We start from the raw sequence: 15,672 nt of genomic DNA, 5'->3' as shown, positions 1-15,672 counted from the left end.
TGGCTCCGGCCGCCGCCGCACGCGGCCGCGCGCCCCGGCGCCGCCCTACCGGCCGCGCCGCAGCGCCCCCGGCACCGCCGACAGGTCCTGCTCGGCGATCTCCGGGTGCGCCAGCAGCACCTCGCGGGCCGCCGCCAGCACCGGGCCGCCGCCCGCCAGGGCGAGGTCCTTGGCGGCCAGCCGGACCGGGAAGTCCGACCCCGTGCCGAACGCCCGGGCCGCCACCCCCGCGAGCGGCCCGGCCGACAGCACCTCCCGCGCCTGCTCCTGCGGCACGCCCAACTCCTCGGCCACCGCCAGGACTTCGCCCAGGACGGTGACGGAGGCGACGATCGCGCCGATCACCACCACCTTCAGCGCCGCGCCCGCGCCCGGGCCGCCGCAGCGCCGTACCCGGCCCAGGTGCTCCAGGACCGGCTGCGCGCGGTCCAGGTCGGCGTCCTCGCCGCCCGCGAAGACCGTCAGGTCGCCGCTCGCCGCAGGGCCCGTGCTGCCCATCACCGGGGCGTCCACCAGGGCGACGCCGTCCGGCAGTTCGGCGCGCAGGGCGGCGGTGGTGCGCGGACCGATCGAGGACATGTCGATCCACAGGGTGCCCGGCGCGAGGTCGGCCGTGAACCGTCCGGCCAGCTCGGCGACGGCCACCGGGTCGGACAGCATGGTGACGACGACGTCCGCGCCGCGCACGGCCTCCGCCGGAGTGGCGGCCTCGGTGGCCCCGGCCCCGGTGAGGTCACCGGCGCGGCCGGGGGAGCGGTTCCAGACGGTCAACGGGTAACCGGCGGCGGCGAGTCGGCGGGCCATCGGCAGGCCCATCCGGCCCAGTCCCAGAAAAGCGATCTTCTCCATGGCCGCCACGCTAGGCAGCCGCAAGCCAGGCGACAAGCGAATGTCCCGCATGGTAGTCATGCGGAATGGACATGGCTTGGCTGGACGTCTTCCGCACCGTCGCCCACCTGGGCTCCTTCACCGCCGCCGGCGAGCGGCTGGGCTTCACCCAGTCCGCGATCTCCCGCCAGATCGCCACCCTGGAAGCCGAGTTGGGCACACCGCTGTTCGACCGGCTGGCACGCGGGGTGCGGCTCACCGAGCACGGCCGGGCGCTGCTGCCACACGCCGAGGCGATGCTGGAACGGCTCGACACCACCCGGCGCGACCTCGTCGCCCTCACCGAACTCACCGCCGGACGCCTGCGGGTCGGCGCCTTCGACAGCGCCAACGCCGCCCTCGTCCCCGGCGCCCTCGCCGCCTTCCGCGCCGCGCACCCGGACGTGGCGATCAGCCTCACCGAGGGACTGGCGGCGCACCTGCTGGACCTGCTCGCCGAAGGGGCGATCGACCTCGCCCTGGTCGCCTCGTACACCGAACCAGCCGACACCGGCGACCAGTTCGACTTCCGGCCGCTCATGGACGACCCGGTGCTCGTCGCCCTCCCGCGCGGCCACCGCCTCGCCAGACGCCGCCGCCTGCGCCTGGCCGAACTCGCCGACGAACCCTGGATCGCCGCCCGCCGCCACGCCGAATCCACCCTCCTCGCCGCCTGCGTCCGCAGCGGCTTCCAGCCCCGCATCGAGTACACCGTCGCCGCCTGGACCGCCAAACTCGGCCTGGTGGCCGCCGGGTTGGGCGCCACCCTCATCCCCTCCCTCGCCGCCCGCGTCACCCGCCCCGGCATCGCCCTCATCCCCCTGCACCCCGACGACACCCCGGTCCGCCAGGTCTACACAGTCACGCGGCGCGGCCGGCAGGTGCCCCCGGCGGCCGAGGCCTTCGCGGCCCTCCTGCGCGAGGGCGCCGGCTAGCGGCGCGCGGCGAGGACGGCCGGCCCGGCAACGGCCTGGGCGCGAACAGCGACGTTGCTGCCGGAGTACGGCGGTGCCGGCCGACCGCCACCGTGCCGGCGCGCTGATCGGTCACCGGTGCTGTGGCCGCGGGACGCCACGACCTGGTCCGACGCCCAAGAGGGGCCGGGCCCGCTACTTGACCAGGTGGAAGTCCGGATGCCGAAGCCAGGCGGCCAGGAACTCCACGTCACCGACATGCCGGAACCAGCGGCCGGCGCCGCCCGTGTCGTAGGAGACCTCTGCCACCTTCCCCGGTAGGGATGCCACCAGTGCCTTCGCCCTGGCGAGGTCCGCGTCGCCGCGCGTCCCATCACGCGGAGTGGGACAGCCGAGGACGCCGTCGAAGTCGACCAGCGCGCCGAAACGGCGGGCCATGGCGAGGGCGAGGTGGCCGAGCAGCAGATGGTTCTCCGGCCCGGAGCAGTCGGCGCACAGGACCAGCCCCTGCACCGGGGGCGTCAGGAAGGCCGAGTAGTCCTCGTCGTCCGTCGGCAGGTACTCGTCCTCCGACAGGACGAAGCCGCCGACGCCGACCGGATCAAAGTCCCGCAGCCCCAAGGGCGAAGCCTCCCGTACCCGGAAGGCCAGATCGCCACCGGCCTCGGTCCTGACCGGCTCGCAGAAGGTCTCCAACCACGGGACCACTCCGGCCAGGACGTCCCCGAAGGAGCAAGGTTCGAAGAGCCACAGCCCGACTGCCGGTCCCGACACGATGCCTCCAGACGCGCGTGGTCCGGTGCCACGGGCAGCCCCGGTTCTACCAGCTCCTGGAGGCACATGCGTGATCGTTGACGCGACACGTCCTAACGGCGCGCGGCGAGGACGGCGGTCAGGGCGCTGACGGCCGGGCCGCCGAGGAGCAGCACGGCCGGGTGGCGGGGCCGGGACTGCAGGGTCAGGCGGAAGCCGCCGACGCGGAACTCCAGGAACGGGCGAGGGGGACGGGAACGCTGCTGTCGGCGCATGGGGATCTCCGTGGATGGGACGACTTCTCGGTACAGCGCCCATCACAATGGTCTGCACGGTGGTTGCGTCAGGTCGCAACCGGAACTTGCGGTGGGAGAGCGCAACTTGCCGACGGCGCAACACGGAGACCGGCACGGGGTGCCCGTGCGGAGGGGGCTGGCCCCGCTGGACGAGCGGCTGTCGGAGCCGGAGCGGCTCTGTGCGGAGCGCCTGCGCGAGTTGCGAGAGCGGATCGGCCTTACCTCGGAGGAGTTGGCCGACCGGCTGAGCGGGGACGGGATCAGCATCGACAGCACTCGGCTGTCGAAGTTCCTCAACGGCCGGGAGGTGCCCCGCCGGGAGATCGCGGCCCGGCTCCACCTTCTGGTGGCCGAGCGCGAAGGTGTACCGGTCGACGCCGACGAGCTTGCGCGGACCCGGTCGGCCATGTACGCGGCGGCGCGCGTCCGCAGTCCGCTCCAGGCCCGGGAGTTCGAGCTTGCCACGGCCCACGAGGACCTCTGTCGCCACCGTGCCCGGACGGTCCAGGAGCTGGCCGACCTCCGGAACGAGCTCGAAGACGAGCGCAAGCGGCGGAAGGACGCAGAGGCCGCGTTGGAGAACCTCGGCATCCGCAGCCGGGAGGAGGCCCGCATGCTGACCGGGGAACGGGACGCGGCGCTGGACCGCATCGCCCAGCTGGAGAACCAGATCCGGCAGGCGGGGGCCGTGCTCAGGCTCCGTGAGAGGGATGTCGCGGCCCTCGACCAGCTCATGTCCGCAACAGACACCGAACTGGTGCTGTGGGAGATGGGCGGCCCGGGTGGTCTGACGGGGATCCGTGCGGCGGTCGTCTGCCTGCGGGACGCCGACGAGGACGCGGCCGCGGACCGCCTCATCGAGCGTATCGCGTGCGGCTACTCCGTGCGGGACGTCATGCGTCTCGTCGCCGAGTTCGAGGCCATGCGCCGCGTCTACGACAGCACCGGTGTCGAACGAGCGCTTGCCCGGTTGCGAAAGCCTGTCGACCTCTTCCACTGGCTCTCCGGCGAGGGCCGCGAGAGCAAGGCGCGGTCGGATGTACTGACGGCGGTGGCTTCGTTCGCGCCGGTCGAGCACCTGGTGCGGATTCACAAGGCCTGTGTGGAACATGGAAGTTCCGAGCTGGACCAGGCGCTGCGGAAGGCCATGGTCGCGGAGCGGCGAGCGGTCCCGGAGGACATCGACGACGTGTGGGCCGAGGACCTCCGGAAAGGACTGGCCGCCCTGAACGAGTGGAGGGCGACCAGTCCGTAGCCGCCCTTCCTCAGCAGACGGTGTCCGCTGCCGGCAGCGCCCCCGTCGACAGGTAGGTGTCCACCGCCGCGTTCGCGCACGGGCTGTAGCCGTTGAGGGTGAGGGTGTGGACGCGGCCGGGGACGGTGACCAGGCGGGAGCCGGGCAGGCGGGTATGGAGGGCGAGGGCGCCCTGGTAGGGGGCGTGGGTGTCGCCGGTGGCGTGGAGCTGGAGGGCGGGGACGGCGTTGCGGACCTCGACCGGCGGTTCCAGCGGGGCGCCGCGCCAGGAGGCGCACGGGACGGGGCCGTTGTAGACCGGGCCGAAGACCGGCTCGGCGGCGCGGGAGCGTTCGACGGCGTCGCGGTACCACGCGGCCGAGCGGGGCATCGCCACGTCGTCGCACACGATGGCGACCGTGGACGACAGGCCGGTGCCGGCCTCCGGGCCCGGGGCGAGGAGCATGGTCAGCAGTTGGTGCAGGGCCGGGCCCGCCTGTACCGGCCGGCCGTCGGCGGCGTCCAGCAACTGACGCAGCGCGTCCGCGTATTCGGCGCTGTCGCGGTCGTCGCTCTGGAAGACCGCGAGCAGGACCGGCAGCAGGGCGCCGTCGAGCCGGTAGCCGTCGACGGCGATCGGCGTCGCCTCGGCCCGGCGGACCAGGCCCTCGACGGTGGACCGCACCGCCGCCGGGGTGGCGCCCAGGTGGTGGGCGGCGTCGCGCGGCGCGGCCCAGGCGGCGAAGTCGTCGAGGGCGCGCTCGTTGGCGCCGCCCATGTCCTGGAACGCCCCGATGCCGTACCGCGCCGGGTCGAGGGCGCTGTCCAGCACCAGCCGGTCGACGCGCCGGGGGAACAGCTGCGCGTACACCGCGCCCAGCATCGCGCCGTAGGACTGCCCGAAGAAGGAGGTCCGCTGCTCGCCCAGCGCGGCGCGCAGCACGTCGACGTCCCGGGCGGTGTTGCGGGTGGTCAGGTGGGGCAGCAGGTCCGGGTACTTGCTCCAGCAGGCGTCCGCGTCGGCCTTGGCCAGGCGCCAGGCCTGCTCGAAGCCGGCCTGGCCGGTGCCGGTCGAGCGCAGCCAGGTGCCGCGCGTGAGGCCGCAGTCCGGGCCGCCGGCGCCGACCCCGCGCGGGTCCATGCCGACGTGGTCGTAGGCCGCCGCCGTCCCGGGCGCCAGCTGCTCCCGCAGCGCGGCCGGCATGTCCAGCCCGCGCTCGCCGGGCCCGCCGGGGTTGGTCTGGAGTATCCCGCGCCGTTTGGCGGGGTCGGCGGAGCGGATCCGGGAGACGGCCAGGGAGAGGGTGCGGCCCCGCGGCTCGCGGTAGTCCAGCGGGACGGTCAGGGCCGCGCACTCGGCGCCGGCGGCCGCCAACTGCGGTTCCTGGCAGGGGGACCAGGCGAGCGGCTGGCGGTGGAAGCGCTCCAGCGGGTCGGCGGCGGGGGAGGCCGAGGACGCGGGGGAGGCGGGGGCGGCCGCGCCGAGTACGGCGGCCGCGGACAGGGCGAGGGCGGCGGCGAGCGCCGGTGCGGTCTTCATGTGGGCCACCCTAGAAGGGAGTTGACCATCGCAGAGCTCCGGGTCCCGGAACTGCCTTGACCTCAAGGCGGCTTGAGGTCCTACGGTCGGTCGTGTCCTGACGACCAGGTGAAGGAGTACCGGACATGACGATCAAGACCTACGAACCGCAGATCATCGCCGCCCAGCCCATCGGGGCGTGGACCGGCGAGCTCTTCCGCCGCCTGGTGGTGGACGGCCTGCGCGTGCAGCTCGCGGTGGAAGGCCTCACCCAGCCGCACTGGTGGACGCTCAACCACGCCGCCGGCCGGCCCGGCGGGTGGACCCGCACGACCCTGGCCGAGCGGCTCGCCCCGTACGACGACCAGGGCACCGCCTTCGACGCCGTCTTCGACGACCTGATCGCCCGCGGCTGGCTGACCGAGGACGCCGACGGGGCGTTCACCCTGACCGAGGAGGGCGAGGCCGGCCGCCTGCGCGCCCGCGAGCGCAACCTGGCGGTCAGCGAACGCGCCCACGAGGGCATCGGCACCGAGGAGTTCGTGACCACGATCAACGTGCTGCGCCGGATGGTGGCGAACCTGGGCGGCAACGGGAACCTCCCCGACTGACGGCGCCCGGGCGGCACGGGGCGGTGGGGCAGAGGGAAGGAAATTGACCCATGGAAACGGTCGCTGATTGCCACCTGATCGTGGGTCTTTCCGGCCATAGGTTGGTCACATGACGACGACGAGGAACACCGCCCCCGCCGCCACCACCGCCGCCCCCGTGCTGACCCGCTGCGCCGAGGCCGAGATCTGCGCCGACCCGAGCTCCACCATGACGCTGCTCGCCGACTCGGCCCCGGGCGAGGGCGGCTTCACCGTCTACCGCTCCACCTTCGCCGCCGGCGCCCCCGGGGCGCCCGCGCACTTCCACACCCGGGCCTGGGAGCTGTTCTTCGTGATCGGCGGCTCGCTGCGGGTGCTGGTCGGCGAGGAGGTCACCGTGCTGGGCGCGGGCGACTTCCTGGCCGTGCCCCCGCACACCCCGCACGCCTTCGCCGCCGCCGCGGGCTCCGAGGCCGACGTGCTGTGCGTGTTCGCGCCCGGCATGGACCGCTTCGACTACCTGCGCCTGCTGGGCAGCGTCATGCGCGGCGAGACCGCGCCGGGGGCGATCGCGGCCTCGTCCGAGCGCTTCGACAACCACTACGTCGACAGCCCCGCCTGGCGCGCGGCCCTGGCGGGCGACGGCGCCTGAGACCCGCGGGGCGGCTCGACGGGCCGGGTCCTCGACGGGCCGGGGCGCTCGACGGGCCGGGGCCGCCCGGGTGTGGAACGGTGGAAGACCGGAAGTGTCCGGCTGCGAGAGGAGTGGCCATGTCGTCGAAGCGCCGCCGCAAGAAGAAGGCCAGGGCCAAGCACGGGGCCAACCACGGCCGCCGCCCCCAGTGCTGAAACGCGGCTGAACGGGTGAGGGTGCCCGGACGGGCCCGGCCAGCCGCCCGGCACCCTCCGCTCGGAAGCCGTCCGGCACCCCCTGCCGAGAGCCGCCCGGCACCCCCCGCTCAGAGCCGCCCGCGCCCCGCGAAGCCGCCGCGCGCCACCTTGTGGTACTGGCAGTGGTCGACCCAGCCCGCGCCGAAGGCCAGCTCCAGGACCACGCCCCGCCCGTCCGCACGGGCCTCGTCCAGCAGCCGTGCCGCGTCCGCGTCCGGCGGGGTCTGCTCCAGCACGAAGAGCCGGTTGGGGTACGGGCCCGCCGGGATCGGGTCCCGGGGCGGGATGCCGGGCCGGTCCCAGGTCAGCTTCGCACCGGGGCTGGACAGGCAAGGGGGGTCCATCCGCCAGCCGTTGGCGTCGACGCCGCCGTCGCGGTACCAGCGCAGCGCGTGCTCCAGGCTCCCGTGCGGGTCCGGCCCCTGCCCGTTGGCCTGCCAGTCGGCCACGTTCGCCGCCTCGATCCGCGCCAGGACGTCGAGGACGTCCTCCCGGACGACGAAGTAGGCGCGGGCGTGGATGCGGCAGACCAGCAGGGTGTCCCGGGGGTGGTCCAGGCCGTAGGTGGACGGGCGGGTGGACTGGTCCAGTACTTGGGTCAGCAGGTGCTCGACCCCCTCCACCGCTCCCAGCGCCTCGACCAGCCCCCGGATCCGCTCCCGCTCCGCCGCCCGGGCCGCCCGCGCCGTCGGTGAACCGATCAGCCTGAGCTTGCGCCGCTCGGTCGGCCAGTGGTGCGCCCGCAGCGACTGCACGCCGTTGAGGAGCGGGTTCACCAGCATGACGACGAGGTACACCAGGCTCGTCGCCACGTCCTTGAGCAGCTTCTTCACCGGCAGGGATCCTCTCGGGTCGCGCGCGTCCGCGCCCACACCCTGGCCCGCCCGCGCCCCGGCCCGCAATCCGCCCCCGTACTCAACTCCCCAGCGTGCCCGAGCCGTTGCCGAGCGCGAGCACGGGCACGGGCACGAGCGCGAACGCGACCGCACGCCGTCCGCCGCCGCCCGGACCGCGTTCGGACGGCGGCGGGACGCTGCCGCTACTTGGTGCAGGTCACGTCGGCCTCCGGCAGGCGCCCGCCCGCCAGGTAGGCGTTGACCGTGTCGTCCACGCACGCGTTGCCGTACGTCCCGTACAGCCCGTGCTGGTCGGCGCCCCGCAGGGTCAGCAGCCGGGAGCTGGGCAGCAGTCCGTGCAGGGCGACGCCGTCCCGGTAGGGGGCGCGCGGGTCGCCGGTGGCGGAGAGGATCAGCGCCCGGGCGTCGCGGCGCACCTCGGTGGGCGCCTCGCGCGGGGCGTCCAGGAAGGCGCACGGGGAGATGTTGTCGAGCAGCGGGCCGGACAGCGGGTACCGGGCGCGGTCGCGTTCGATCCGGCGCCAGTACTCCTCGGGATCGCGCGGCGCCGTACCGTCCGCGCACAGGATGGCCTGCGAGACGCTGCCGGCCTGCGAGCCCTGCGGGGTGAACAGGAAGTGCAGCAGGGCGGTGGTCTCGGCCGAGGGGGTGACCGGCCGGCCCGCCGCGGCCTCGGCGAGCACCGCCATCAGCTCGGCGAGGCCCGCCCGTTCCGCATCGGAGTCGCCCTGGAGGTTCCCGAACACCAGCAGCGGCACCCGGGTGTCGTCGAGCTCGAAGGCGTCCGCGCCGGTGCCGAGGACGAGCGGGCGCGCCGAGGCCGCCCCGACCGTCCGCAGCACCCCGGCGACCACCTCCTCGCGGGTGCGGCCCAGCCCGTAGGTGTCGTTGCGCCGCGCCGCCCAGTCCGCCCAGTCGGCGAACGCCCGCTCGTTCGCCCGCACCATGTTGGGGAGCAGCTCCGGCCCGACGTGGTCCGGGGCCAGCGCGCCGTCCAGGACCACCCGGTCGAAGCGGCCGGGGAACATCTGGGAGTACACCGTGCCCAGGTAGGTGCCGTACGAGAGGCCGAGGTAGGAGATCCGCCGCTCGCCGAGCGCGCCCCGCACCACGTCCATGTCCCGGGCCGCGTCGCGGGTGCTCGCGTGCGGCAGCAGGTCCCCGGCCGCCGAACGGCACCGGGCCGCGAGGTCCCGCTGGAAGGAGACCTGGCGCTCGAAGGAGGCCCGAGTGGTCCCGGCGGAGGTGATGTTGTAGCCGATCGGCCAGTCGCAGTCGAGGGGGGCGCTGCGGCCGGCGAAACGCTGGTCCAGCCCGACGATGTCGAAGCGGGCGGCGGTGTCCTTCAACGCGGCGTGCACCCTCGTCGGCGCGCCGAGCGTCGGACTGCCGGGGCCGCCGTCGTTCAGCAGCAGCGTGCCGATCCGGTGGCGGGTGTCGGTGGCCTTGATCCGGGAGAGCGCGAGGGTGACGGTGCGTCCGCCGGGGTCGCCGTAGTCGAGCGGCACGGTGACCTCCGCGCAGCGGGCGCCGGCCTTCTCGAGGTCGGCGCCCACCTGGTCGTCCGGGCCCTGGACGCAGCTGTGCCAGTCGGGGCGCTGCTGGTAGTAGCGGTCGAGCGCCTGGGCGGTGGCGGCCTGGGCGGGGACGGTCGCGGCGGCCGTGGTCAGGGCGGCGGCGAGGGCGAGACCGGCCGCGAGGGTGCGGCGGCGGGCGCGCGGCCCGGCGGGGCGTGGTTCGGTGCGGTGCGGTTCGGCGGTGCGGGGGCGTGGTTCGCTCATGACGTCTCCTCGGCGGTGCGGGGCCCGGCGCGGGCCGTGGCGAAGGCAGGGGTCGTGACGACGATCGCGGTACCGGCGGCCGTGTCTACGGAGGACACCTGCACCTGTGCGAGCTGACGGTACGTCAAAAAACGGACGCCGGGGACCGGATGGCCAGTGTCCACGGCATTGACATCCCCGCCCGCCCGAAGTGGAGGTGCTCCCGTCCGGCCCGCCGTCGCCGGGCGGGCCGGACGGCGGGCGAGGCCGCTGTCGGTGGCGTGTCCTACGGTGATGCCGTCGGCGGGTACGCGGTGCCCGCCCGAGCACCGCCCGATGGAGACGACGATGACCCGCACCACCCCGAAGCGCGCCGTGGACCTGGAGCAGCTGTTCCCCGAACTGGTACCGCTGCGCCGCGACGCCGTACGCCTCCACCCGCGCGCCGGCAGCCCGTCCGCGGCCGAGAGCTCGGTCGGCGGGCCGCCGCTGTGGCCCGCCGACGAGCCGTGGCCGCTGTGCCCGAGCACCAGCCACCCGGGGGAGTGGGGCGGGCCCGCCGCGGAGGGGCCGGTGCCGCTCGTCCCCGTCGTCCAGATCCACCGCCGGGACGTGCCCCAACTCGCCTTCCCCGCCGGGACGGACCTGCTCCAGGTGCTCTGGTGCCCGTTCATCATCGGCCGCTGCCCGACCGCGACGCCCCTGGTGCGCTGGCGGAGCTCCGAGGAGGTCGGCCCGGCCCTCGCCGCCGTGCCGCCGACCGTGGGCACCGCGCCGAAGGACAGCATCCCGGCACCGTGCGTCCTGCACCCCGAGCCGGTGGTCGACTACCCGAGCTGGGACATGCCGGAGGACCTGGGCCCGGAACTGAGCGTGCGGATGGAGGAACTGCGGGCCCGTACCGGCCTGCGGTACGGCTACCACCTGGCCGAGGCGCCGGGGATCAAGCTCGGAGGGTACCCGGGCTGGACCCAGGAGCCCTGCTGGCCGGACTGCCCGACCTGCGGGCGGACGATGGAGCACCTCCTGACGGTGAGCAGCTGGGAGTACGACGGTCAGTCGTACCGCACCTGGCTCCCGCTGGAGGACCGGGACGACGAGACCGGCGAGGAGCGCCGGGACGCCGACGGCGGCCGCGGGGCGCACAGCCCCGCCGGGCTGATGATCGGGGACGCGGGCGGGGTGTACGTCTTCGAGTGCCGGTCGTGCCCGGACCGCCCGGTGGACCACCACTGGGACTGCTCCTGAGGCGCCGCCGCCTGCCCGCCGGGGGCGGACGGGCAGGCCGGAGCCCTTCGCCGGGCCTAGGTCTCCGGCCCGTTACGCCGTCCGTGGCGTCCCGCCTACGGTCCTTGCCGTGGATACGACGGACACGACAGGCATTCTGGACGAGGCGCTCCAACGACTGCACGCCTCCGGGCCCGAGCGGCTCGGACGGCTCACCAACCACGCGCCGATGGCCGTCGAGGCCCTCGCCGCCCACGGACAGGCGCGGTCGGTGCACCGCTGGCTCGACCTGTACGCGCGCAAGCTGGAGGACTTCCCGCCGCGCGTCGAGCCGGTCACGGACGCCAACTGGCGTGCGGCGCTCGGCGATCCGAGCCGCGTGGCCGACTGGATCGACCACTTCGAGCGCCAACTCGCCGACCACCCCTGGCGCGAGGTGCTCGCCCGCTGGTGGCCCCGGCTGCTGCCCGGCCTGTACGGCGGCTCGACGCACCCGGTGATCCGGGTGGGGCACGCCGTGCGCACCCTGCTGTCCGGCGGCGAGGCCACCGGGCCCCGGCTGGCCGAACTCGCCCACGGCCTCGGCTACTGGGCCGCCCGCCACCGGCCCGTCGCCGCCCTCGCCACGCTGCCCGGCGTGCTGTCCGGCGCGGCCGCCGCCCTCGACGCGGTGCCGCCCATCGCCCTCCAGGACGGCGGCTTCCCCGCCCGGCTCGACCGCGTCACCGCCCTGCCGGCGTGGGCGGCCGGGGTCACGCGGCCGCAGGAGGCGGCCGACCGCCTCGCGGAACTGGTCCGGGCGGCGACCCACCGCTACGCCGCCTACGGGCACGGCGAGGAGACCATGCTCGTCCACGCCGCCACCGCCCCCAACGCCGTCCTGCGCGCCCTGCCCGCGCTCCCGCCGGACCTGTGGCCGGCCGGCCTGCGGGCGGCCTGGACGGCGTCGGCGGCCGTCACCGCGATGTACGCGCCGACCGAGCCGGCGGCCTGCACCCCGCCGGGCACCCTCACCCCCGAGGAGGTCTTCGAACGGGCCCTGGCGCACGGCGACGAGCACGTGATCAAGCTGGCGGACACCGCCCTCGACGTCGGCGACGCCCCCGCCCTGGCGGCGGCGCTGCGCGCCGTGGAGCTGAGCGCCCCGCTGGGGTGAGGCGGGCACGGGGCCGGACGCGGAAAGGAAATCGGTACCGGGGAGCGTCGTCGGATCCGGCGGCTTGAACGTGTACACCGGGGCGGCAACTCCCCGATGGCGCATGCCCTCCGACCCTCTGGCCCCGTCGACCCCCTCCGACCCCGACGGCTCCGACGGCCCCGCCCCGGGGCGTCCGGCACCCCACCGCAGTCCCGCAGGACGGCATGCCCTCCGAAGAACGGCGCCGCCACCGGGTGCTCCGCAACCGCGCACCCCACCACCTTCACCGCGAAGGAGTCCTGACCATGCGGAAGCTCATCGTCGACCTGGTCGAGCGCACCGTCGCCACGTACGCCGTGGCGTTCCTCGGCCTGCTGCTGGCCGACAAGTTCGACCTCACATCGATCGGCTCGCTCAAGGCGGCGGCGGTCGCGGCGCTGCCCGCGGCCCTGACCGTGCTCAAGGGCGCGGTGGCCACCCGCATCGGCGACCCGGACTCGGCCGCCCTGCTGGGCCGCAGCAACCGCGAGTAGCCGACCCGGCATAGCAGGGGGCGGGGAGCCATCCGGCACCCCGCCCCCTGTCGTTGATGTCCGGTCAGCCCTCGGCCGGGAACTCGTCCCCCCGGATCGCGGTGATGAAGGAGTCCCAGGCGGCGGCCGGGAAGAGGAGGGCCGGGCCGTGGGGGTCCTTGGAGTCACGCACAGGGACGAGACCGGGAAATCCGGGGGCCACCTCGATGCACTCGCCCGCGTTGTCCCCGCTGTAGCTGCTCTTGCACCACTGCGCCCCGCTCAGCTCGGCGTTCCGCATACCGGTATTCCTCCGTTACTTCGGTCATGAAGGCATGGGAGTCGTCGACCGAGAGTACAGACCCGCGGACAAGGTCGAAGTCCCGGCGGGCCTCCTGCACGATCGAAGGGGCGTCGCTGAAGTGCCCTCGGTACAGGCTCTCCGAGTAGACCCACTCCTTCCCGTCGGGCAGCTCCAACAGCACCACCGATGTGGTCGGCAGCTTCCGCGTCCTGCAGGAGAACGGCGCTACCTGGATCAGAATGTTGGACCGTTCCCCGACGGAGAGGAGGTGCTCCATCTGCCTTCTCATGGTGCCCGGTCCACCGATGACGCTCCGGATCGCGCTCTCATGGAGCACGACGATCATTGACGGCCCGTTGTCGACCAGGTAGCGGTCCTGCCGACTCAGCCGAGCCTCCACCCGCTCGGCCAGCCACTCCGGGTTGTTCCGGGCATCGCCGAGGCGAAACATCTCGTAGGCGTACTCCTCGCACTGAAGCAGCCCGTTGATCCGCATGTACTGGAGCACCCGGGCGGCCACGGCCTCCGCTTCCAGCTCGACGTACTTCTGGAACCAGTCGGGGTGCTCGATGTCCGCATGCCAGTCCACCCGCTCCCAGAGCCGCACCAGCAGGCCCCTCATGCCGAGCAGCTCGTCGGCTCGTTCGACGGTGTCCCTCGGCATCGAGCGCTTGCCGCTCTCGTACCGGGTGATCACCGTTCGGTGGCAGTGCAGGAGTTTGCCCAGCCCTTCCTGCGTGTAGCCCGCCAAATCGCGCGCGAAGCGGAGTGCTTCGCCGAACATCACCGCCGGGCTCGACGTGAGACCGTTCTCCAGACGCCGATGTGGCATCCCAAATCCCCTCAGGTACTGCGGGTTCCGCACTCCGGTGTGATCGTCACCGTAGTCCCGGCATCCTCCGGGTTGTTACCGGAATGCGGTCTTTTGCTTGCACAGCGTCATGGCGCGCGCCCCCGGCGTGCGCCCTTGCCGCCGACCGCTGTTCGGACGGGACAGGCCCGGTTCCCGACAGGCGTGTGCGGGAAGCCGGCCGGGCCGGCTTCCCGCACCGAGGGTGCTCGCGTTCCTCACCTGTGCCGTGGGGCGGTCACTGGTGCCAGTCGACCGTGGAGATGGCGCCGAGATCGCGCGCGATCGTGGAGAGCGGCTGGATGTAGGTGTAGGGCCTCGGCGCGCTGCCGGGGGTCGAGCCGCCCGTCACGGTGCCGACGGCGCTGGTGCCGTAGAGGGCCGCGCCTCCGCTGTCACCGTAATCCGACTGCATTCCGGCGACCTTGACCTGGCGGGTCGAGGTATAGGTCTCGTTGCCTATCGTTGTGGTGTAGGTGGAGATGCCGTCGACGAATGTTCCGCACCTCCAGCCGCTCGCCACGCCCGAGGCGCAGATGGTCCCGCCATCGACGATCTGGTTGTCCGCGCTGCGGATGTAGTCGTTGTAGACGTTGTAGCCGCTGGACGTCTTGACCGCGCTCCCGCCGGGGGTCCAGCCCCGCGGGTTGTCCATCGCGATCAGCGCGTAGTCCGAGGCGGGGAACTGCCGGTCGGCGATGTGGCCGATCCGGGTGTTGCCCTGGTTGTCCGGCCAGCTGTCGTCGCGCCGGACCGCCGGGTTCGACTGCCCCAGCCAGCAGTGGCCGGCGGTCACCAGGTAGGTCACACCGGCCTGTTTGATCATGATTCCGGCCGAGCAGGTGCCGGTGTTGTTCTCGTCCCGCAGGCCGTCGCCCCCGACCAGGCCGGTCCGGGCGTAGGCGGTCCCCTGGTGGGTGGTGACGCTGACCTTCGCACGGTCGGCGTCGGTGATGCCGGCCGTCCGCAGCATCGCCTCGGCGTCCGTGCCGGCCGGCACGTCCAGCACGACACGGTTGGTCCGGCTGTCCAGGGACCAGGAGCTGTCGCCCGGCGTCAGCTTCTTCTCCGCGGCCGCGTCGAGCCGCTCGTGCACCTCCCGGAGTTCGGCGGTGGTGTAGGCGGCGCGCTGCGGGATGATGCCGGCGGCCCGGGCCGCGCGCTCCCCCTCGTCGTCCAGCACGTTGGCGTGGACCTCGCCGTCCATCACGTCGAGCCACACGCCCGCGGCCCTGTCACCCTGGCTGTCGCGGAACGCCCGGGCGGTCTTCGACAGCCCGCCCTCCGCGGCGAGGCGCTGCGCCACCTGCTGCTCGGGGAGCCCGAGTTGCTGCGCCAGCGCGTGGGCGGCGCCGCCCGGGGCGGCCGGGGGCGTCAAGGCGACGGTTCCGGTGGCCGAGGCCACGGCCGGGCTCTGGGCCGCGGCCGGTGCCAGGGTCACCCCGGCGAGCAGGAGCGCGGCTCCGGCCCTGGCGAGGGTCTTCCTGGAGACCTTCATGGTCATCTCCTTCGTGCGGATCGAACGTGTTGAGGTGAGAGGGGAGCGAGCGGGCGCCGGGCCACCGCTCAGGCGAGGATGTTCATCTGCGAGGACATCAGCCGGTACTGGCCGGAGGCGTAGTCGTAGGAGACGTAGCCGGTCCAGTACGCGCCGACCAGCGAGTCGGTGAGCTCCCGGGTGAAGGTGTACGAGGTGCCGTACGAGGCCCACTGCCAGGCGCCCGAGACGTAGGAGTTCACGCCGCACTTGTCCGGATCGCAGTTGTACAGCCCGACCCAGTCGTACTTCCCGACCGGGTTGCCGTTGTAGTTCCAGCCGATCGTGACGACCTGGGTCTCCTTCACGTGGACGGCGGCGGCCCAGGTGCCCGGCGCGGACTGGGCCGCCGCGGCGCCCTGGGCGGGCAGCGCGCCCAGCAGGGCGAGGGCCAGCGCCGCCGCCTTCGTCGACAGGGCCACC

17 protein-coding genes are annotated in these 15,672 nt (G+C 73.9%); 7 read left to right on the top strand and 10 right to left on the bottom strand.

The features are described 5' to 3' along the window. Positions 1-45 precede the first annotated feature (45 nt). Positions 46-849: an NAD(P)-dependent oxidoreductase gene (locus tag ACWDD9_RS26740; RefSeq protein ID WP_449812875.1), complete on the bottom strand. Its 804-nt coding sequence runs from the start codon at positions 847-849 to the stop codon at positions 46-48. A gap of 71 nt (positions 850-920) precedes the next feature. Between ACWDD9_RS26740 and ACWDD9_RS26735 the strand changes: the two genes are divergently transcribed. Then, on the top strand, positions 921-1,802 hold the full coding sequence (locus tag ACWDD9_RS26735; protein WP_449812874.1) for a LysR family transcriptional regulator: 882 nt from the start codon (positions 921-923) through the stop codon (positions 1,800-1,802). A gap of 174 nt (positions 1,803-1,976) precedes the next feature. Here ACWDD9_RS26735 and ACWDD9_RS26730 read toward each other — a convergent pair whose 3' ends face one another. Continuing rightward, positions 1,977-2,555: a DUF6368 family protein gene (locus tag ACWDD9_RS26730; protein ID WP_380744522.1), complete on the bottom strand. Its 579-nt coding sequence runs from the start codon at positions 2,553-2,555 to the stop codon at positions 1,977-1,979. 92 nt (positions 2,556-2,647) lie between these two features. Next, a complete protein-coding gene (locus ACWDD9_RS26725; RefSeq protein ID WP_159028502.1) occupies positions 2,648-2,809 on the bottom strand; it encodes a hypothetical protein in 162 nt (53 codons plus the stop codon). Positions 2,810-2,900: 91 nt separating this feature from the next. On the opposite strand from ACWDD9_RS26725, the gene ACWDD9_RS26720 reads away from it, so the two are divergent. Beyond that, positions 2,901-4,085 carry a helix-turn-helix domain-containing protein gene (locus tag ACWDD9_RS26720; RefSeq protein WP_449812873.1) on the top strand — a complete coding sequence of 395 codons (1,185 nt, stop codon included), beginning with the start codon at positions 2,901-2,903 and terminating at the stop codon, positions 4,083-4,085. Between the two features lie 10 nt (positions 4,086-4,095). Here ACWDD9_RS26720 and ACWDD9_RS26715 read toward each other — a convergent pair whose 3' ends face one another. Further along, positions 4,096-5,604 (bottom strand): alpha/beta hydrolase, encoded by a 1,509-nt coding sequence (locus tag ACWDD9_RS26715; RefSeq protein WP_449812872.1) that lies wholly within the window; start codon positions 5,602-5,604, stop codon positions 4,096-4,098. 125 nt (positions 5,605-5,729) lie between these two features. Here ACWDD9_RS26715 and ACWDD9_RS26710 point away from each other — a divergent pair, with 125 nt between their 5' ends. Together ACWDD9_RS26710 and ACWDD9_RS26705 are read left to right on the top strand one after the other, a co-directional pair. Continuing rightward, complete coding sequence (locus tag ACWDD9_RS26710) at positions 5,730-6,194, top strand: MarR family winged helix-turn-helix transcriptional regulator (RefSeq protein ID WP_387969176.1); 465 nt, start codon at positions 5,730-5,732, stop codon at positions 6,192-6,194. Between the two features lie 109 nt (positions 6,195-6,303). Continuing rightward, entirely contained in the window at positions 6,304-6,825 is a 522-nt protein-coding gene (locus ACWDD9_RS26705; RefSeq protein ID WP_449812871.1) for a cupin domain-containing protein, read from the top strand. Between the two features lie 307 nt (positions 6,826-7,132). On the opposite strand, the gene ACWDD9_RS26700 is transcribed toward ACWDD9_RS26705, so the two are convergent. Further along, the gene (locus tag ACWDD9_RS26700; RefSeq protein WP_449812870.1) at positions 7,133-7,897 is read right to left on the bottom strand and encodes a hypothetical protein; all 765 of its coding nucleotides are present in this window, start codon (positions 7,895-7,897) and stop codon (positions 7,133-7,135) included. A gap of 206 nt (positions 7,898-8,103) precedes the next feature. Further along, a complete protein-coding gene (locus ACWDD9_RS26695; protein ID WP_449812869.1) occupies positions 8,104-9,702 on the bottom strand; it encodes an alpha/beta fold hydrolase in 1,599 nt (532 codons plus the stop codon). 327 nt (positions 9,703-10,029) lie between these two features. Here ACWDD9_RS26695 and ACWDD9_RS26690 point away from each other — a divergent pair, with 327 nt between their 5' ends. From ACWDD9_RS26690 to ACWDD9_RS26680, 3 genes are all read left to right on the top strand, one after another. Beyond that, the gene (locus ACWDD9_RS26690) at positions 10,030-10,929 is read left to right on the top strand and encodes a YwqG family protein (RefSeq protein ID WP_387969186.1); all 900 of its coding nucleotides are present in this window, start codon (positions 10,030-10,032) and stop codon (positions 10,927-10,929) included. Positions 10,930-11,038: 109 nt separating this feature from the next. Then, a complete protein-coding gene (locus ACWDD9_RS26685; RefSeq protein WP_449812868.1) occupies positions 11,039-12,064 on the top strand; it encodes a questin oxidase family protein in 1,026 nt (341 codons plus the stop codon). 287 nt (positions 12,065-12,351) lie between these two features. Further along, entirely contained in the window at positions 12,352-12,579 is a 228-nt protein-coding gene (locus ACWDD9_RS26680) for a holin (RefSeq protein WP_049657972.1), read from the top strand. 64 nt (positions 12,580-12,643) lie between these two features. On the opposite strand, the gene ACWDD9_RS26675 is transcribed toward ACWDD9_RS26680, so the two are convergent. The 4 genes from ACWDD9_RS26675 to ACWDD9_RS26660 form a co-directional block, all read right to left on the bottom strand. Next, positions 12,644-12,781 (bottom strand): DUF397 domain-containing protein, encoded by a 138-nt coding sequence (locus ACWDD9_RS26675; RefSeq protein WP_310593046.1) that lies wholly within the window; start codon positions 12,779-12,781, stop codon positions 12,644-12,646. Next, a complete protein-coding gene (locus ACWDD9_RS26670) occupies positions 12,744-13,727 on the bottom strand; it encodes a helix-turn-helix domain-containing protein (protein ID WP_082346111.1) in 984 nt (327 codons plus the stop codon). Before ACWDD9_RS26670 ends, ACWDD9_RS26675 begins: the two co-directional genes overlap by 38 nt. Before the next feature lie 223 nt (positions 13,728-13,950). Then, positions 13,951-15,210 carry a S1 family peptidase gene (locus tag ACWDD9_RS26665; protein ID WP_159028608.1) on the bottom strand — a complete coding sequence of 420 codons (1,260 nt, stop codon included), beginning with the start codon at positions 15,208-15,210 and terminating at the stop codon, positions 13,951-13,953. Positions 15,211-15,278: 68 nt separating this feature from the next. After that, entirely contained in the window at positions 15,279-15,671 is a 393-nt protein-coding gene (locus ACWDD9_RS26660; protein ID WP_049657962.1) for a hypothetical protein, read from the bottom strand. Position 15,672: the final 1 nt, after the last annotated feature.

This window comes from Kitasatospora sp. NPDC001119, assembly GCF_053598475.1.
Note: the sequence above shows the minus strand (reverse complement) of the source record. Positions and strands in the feature narration are given on the sequence as shown.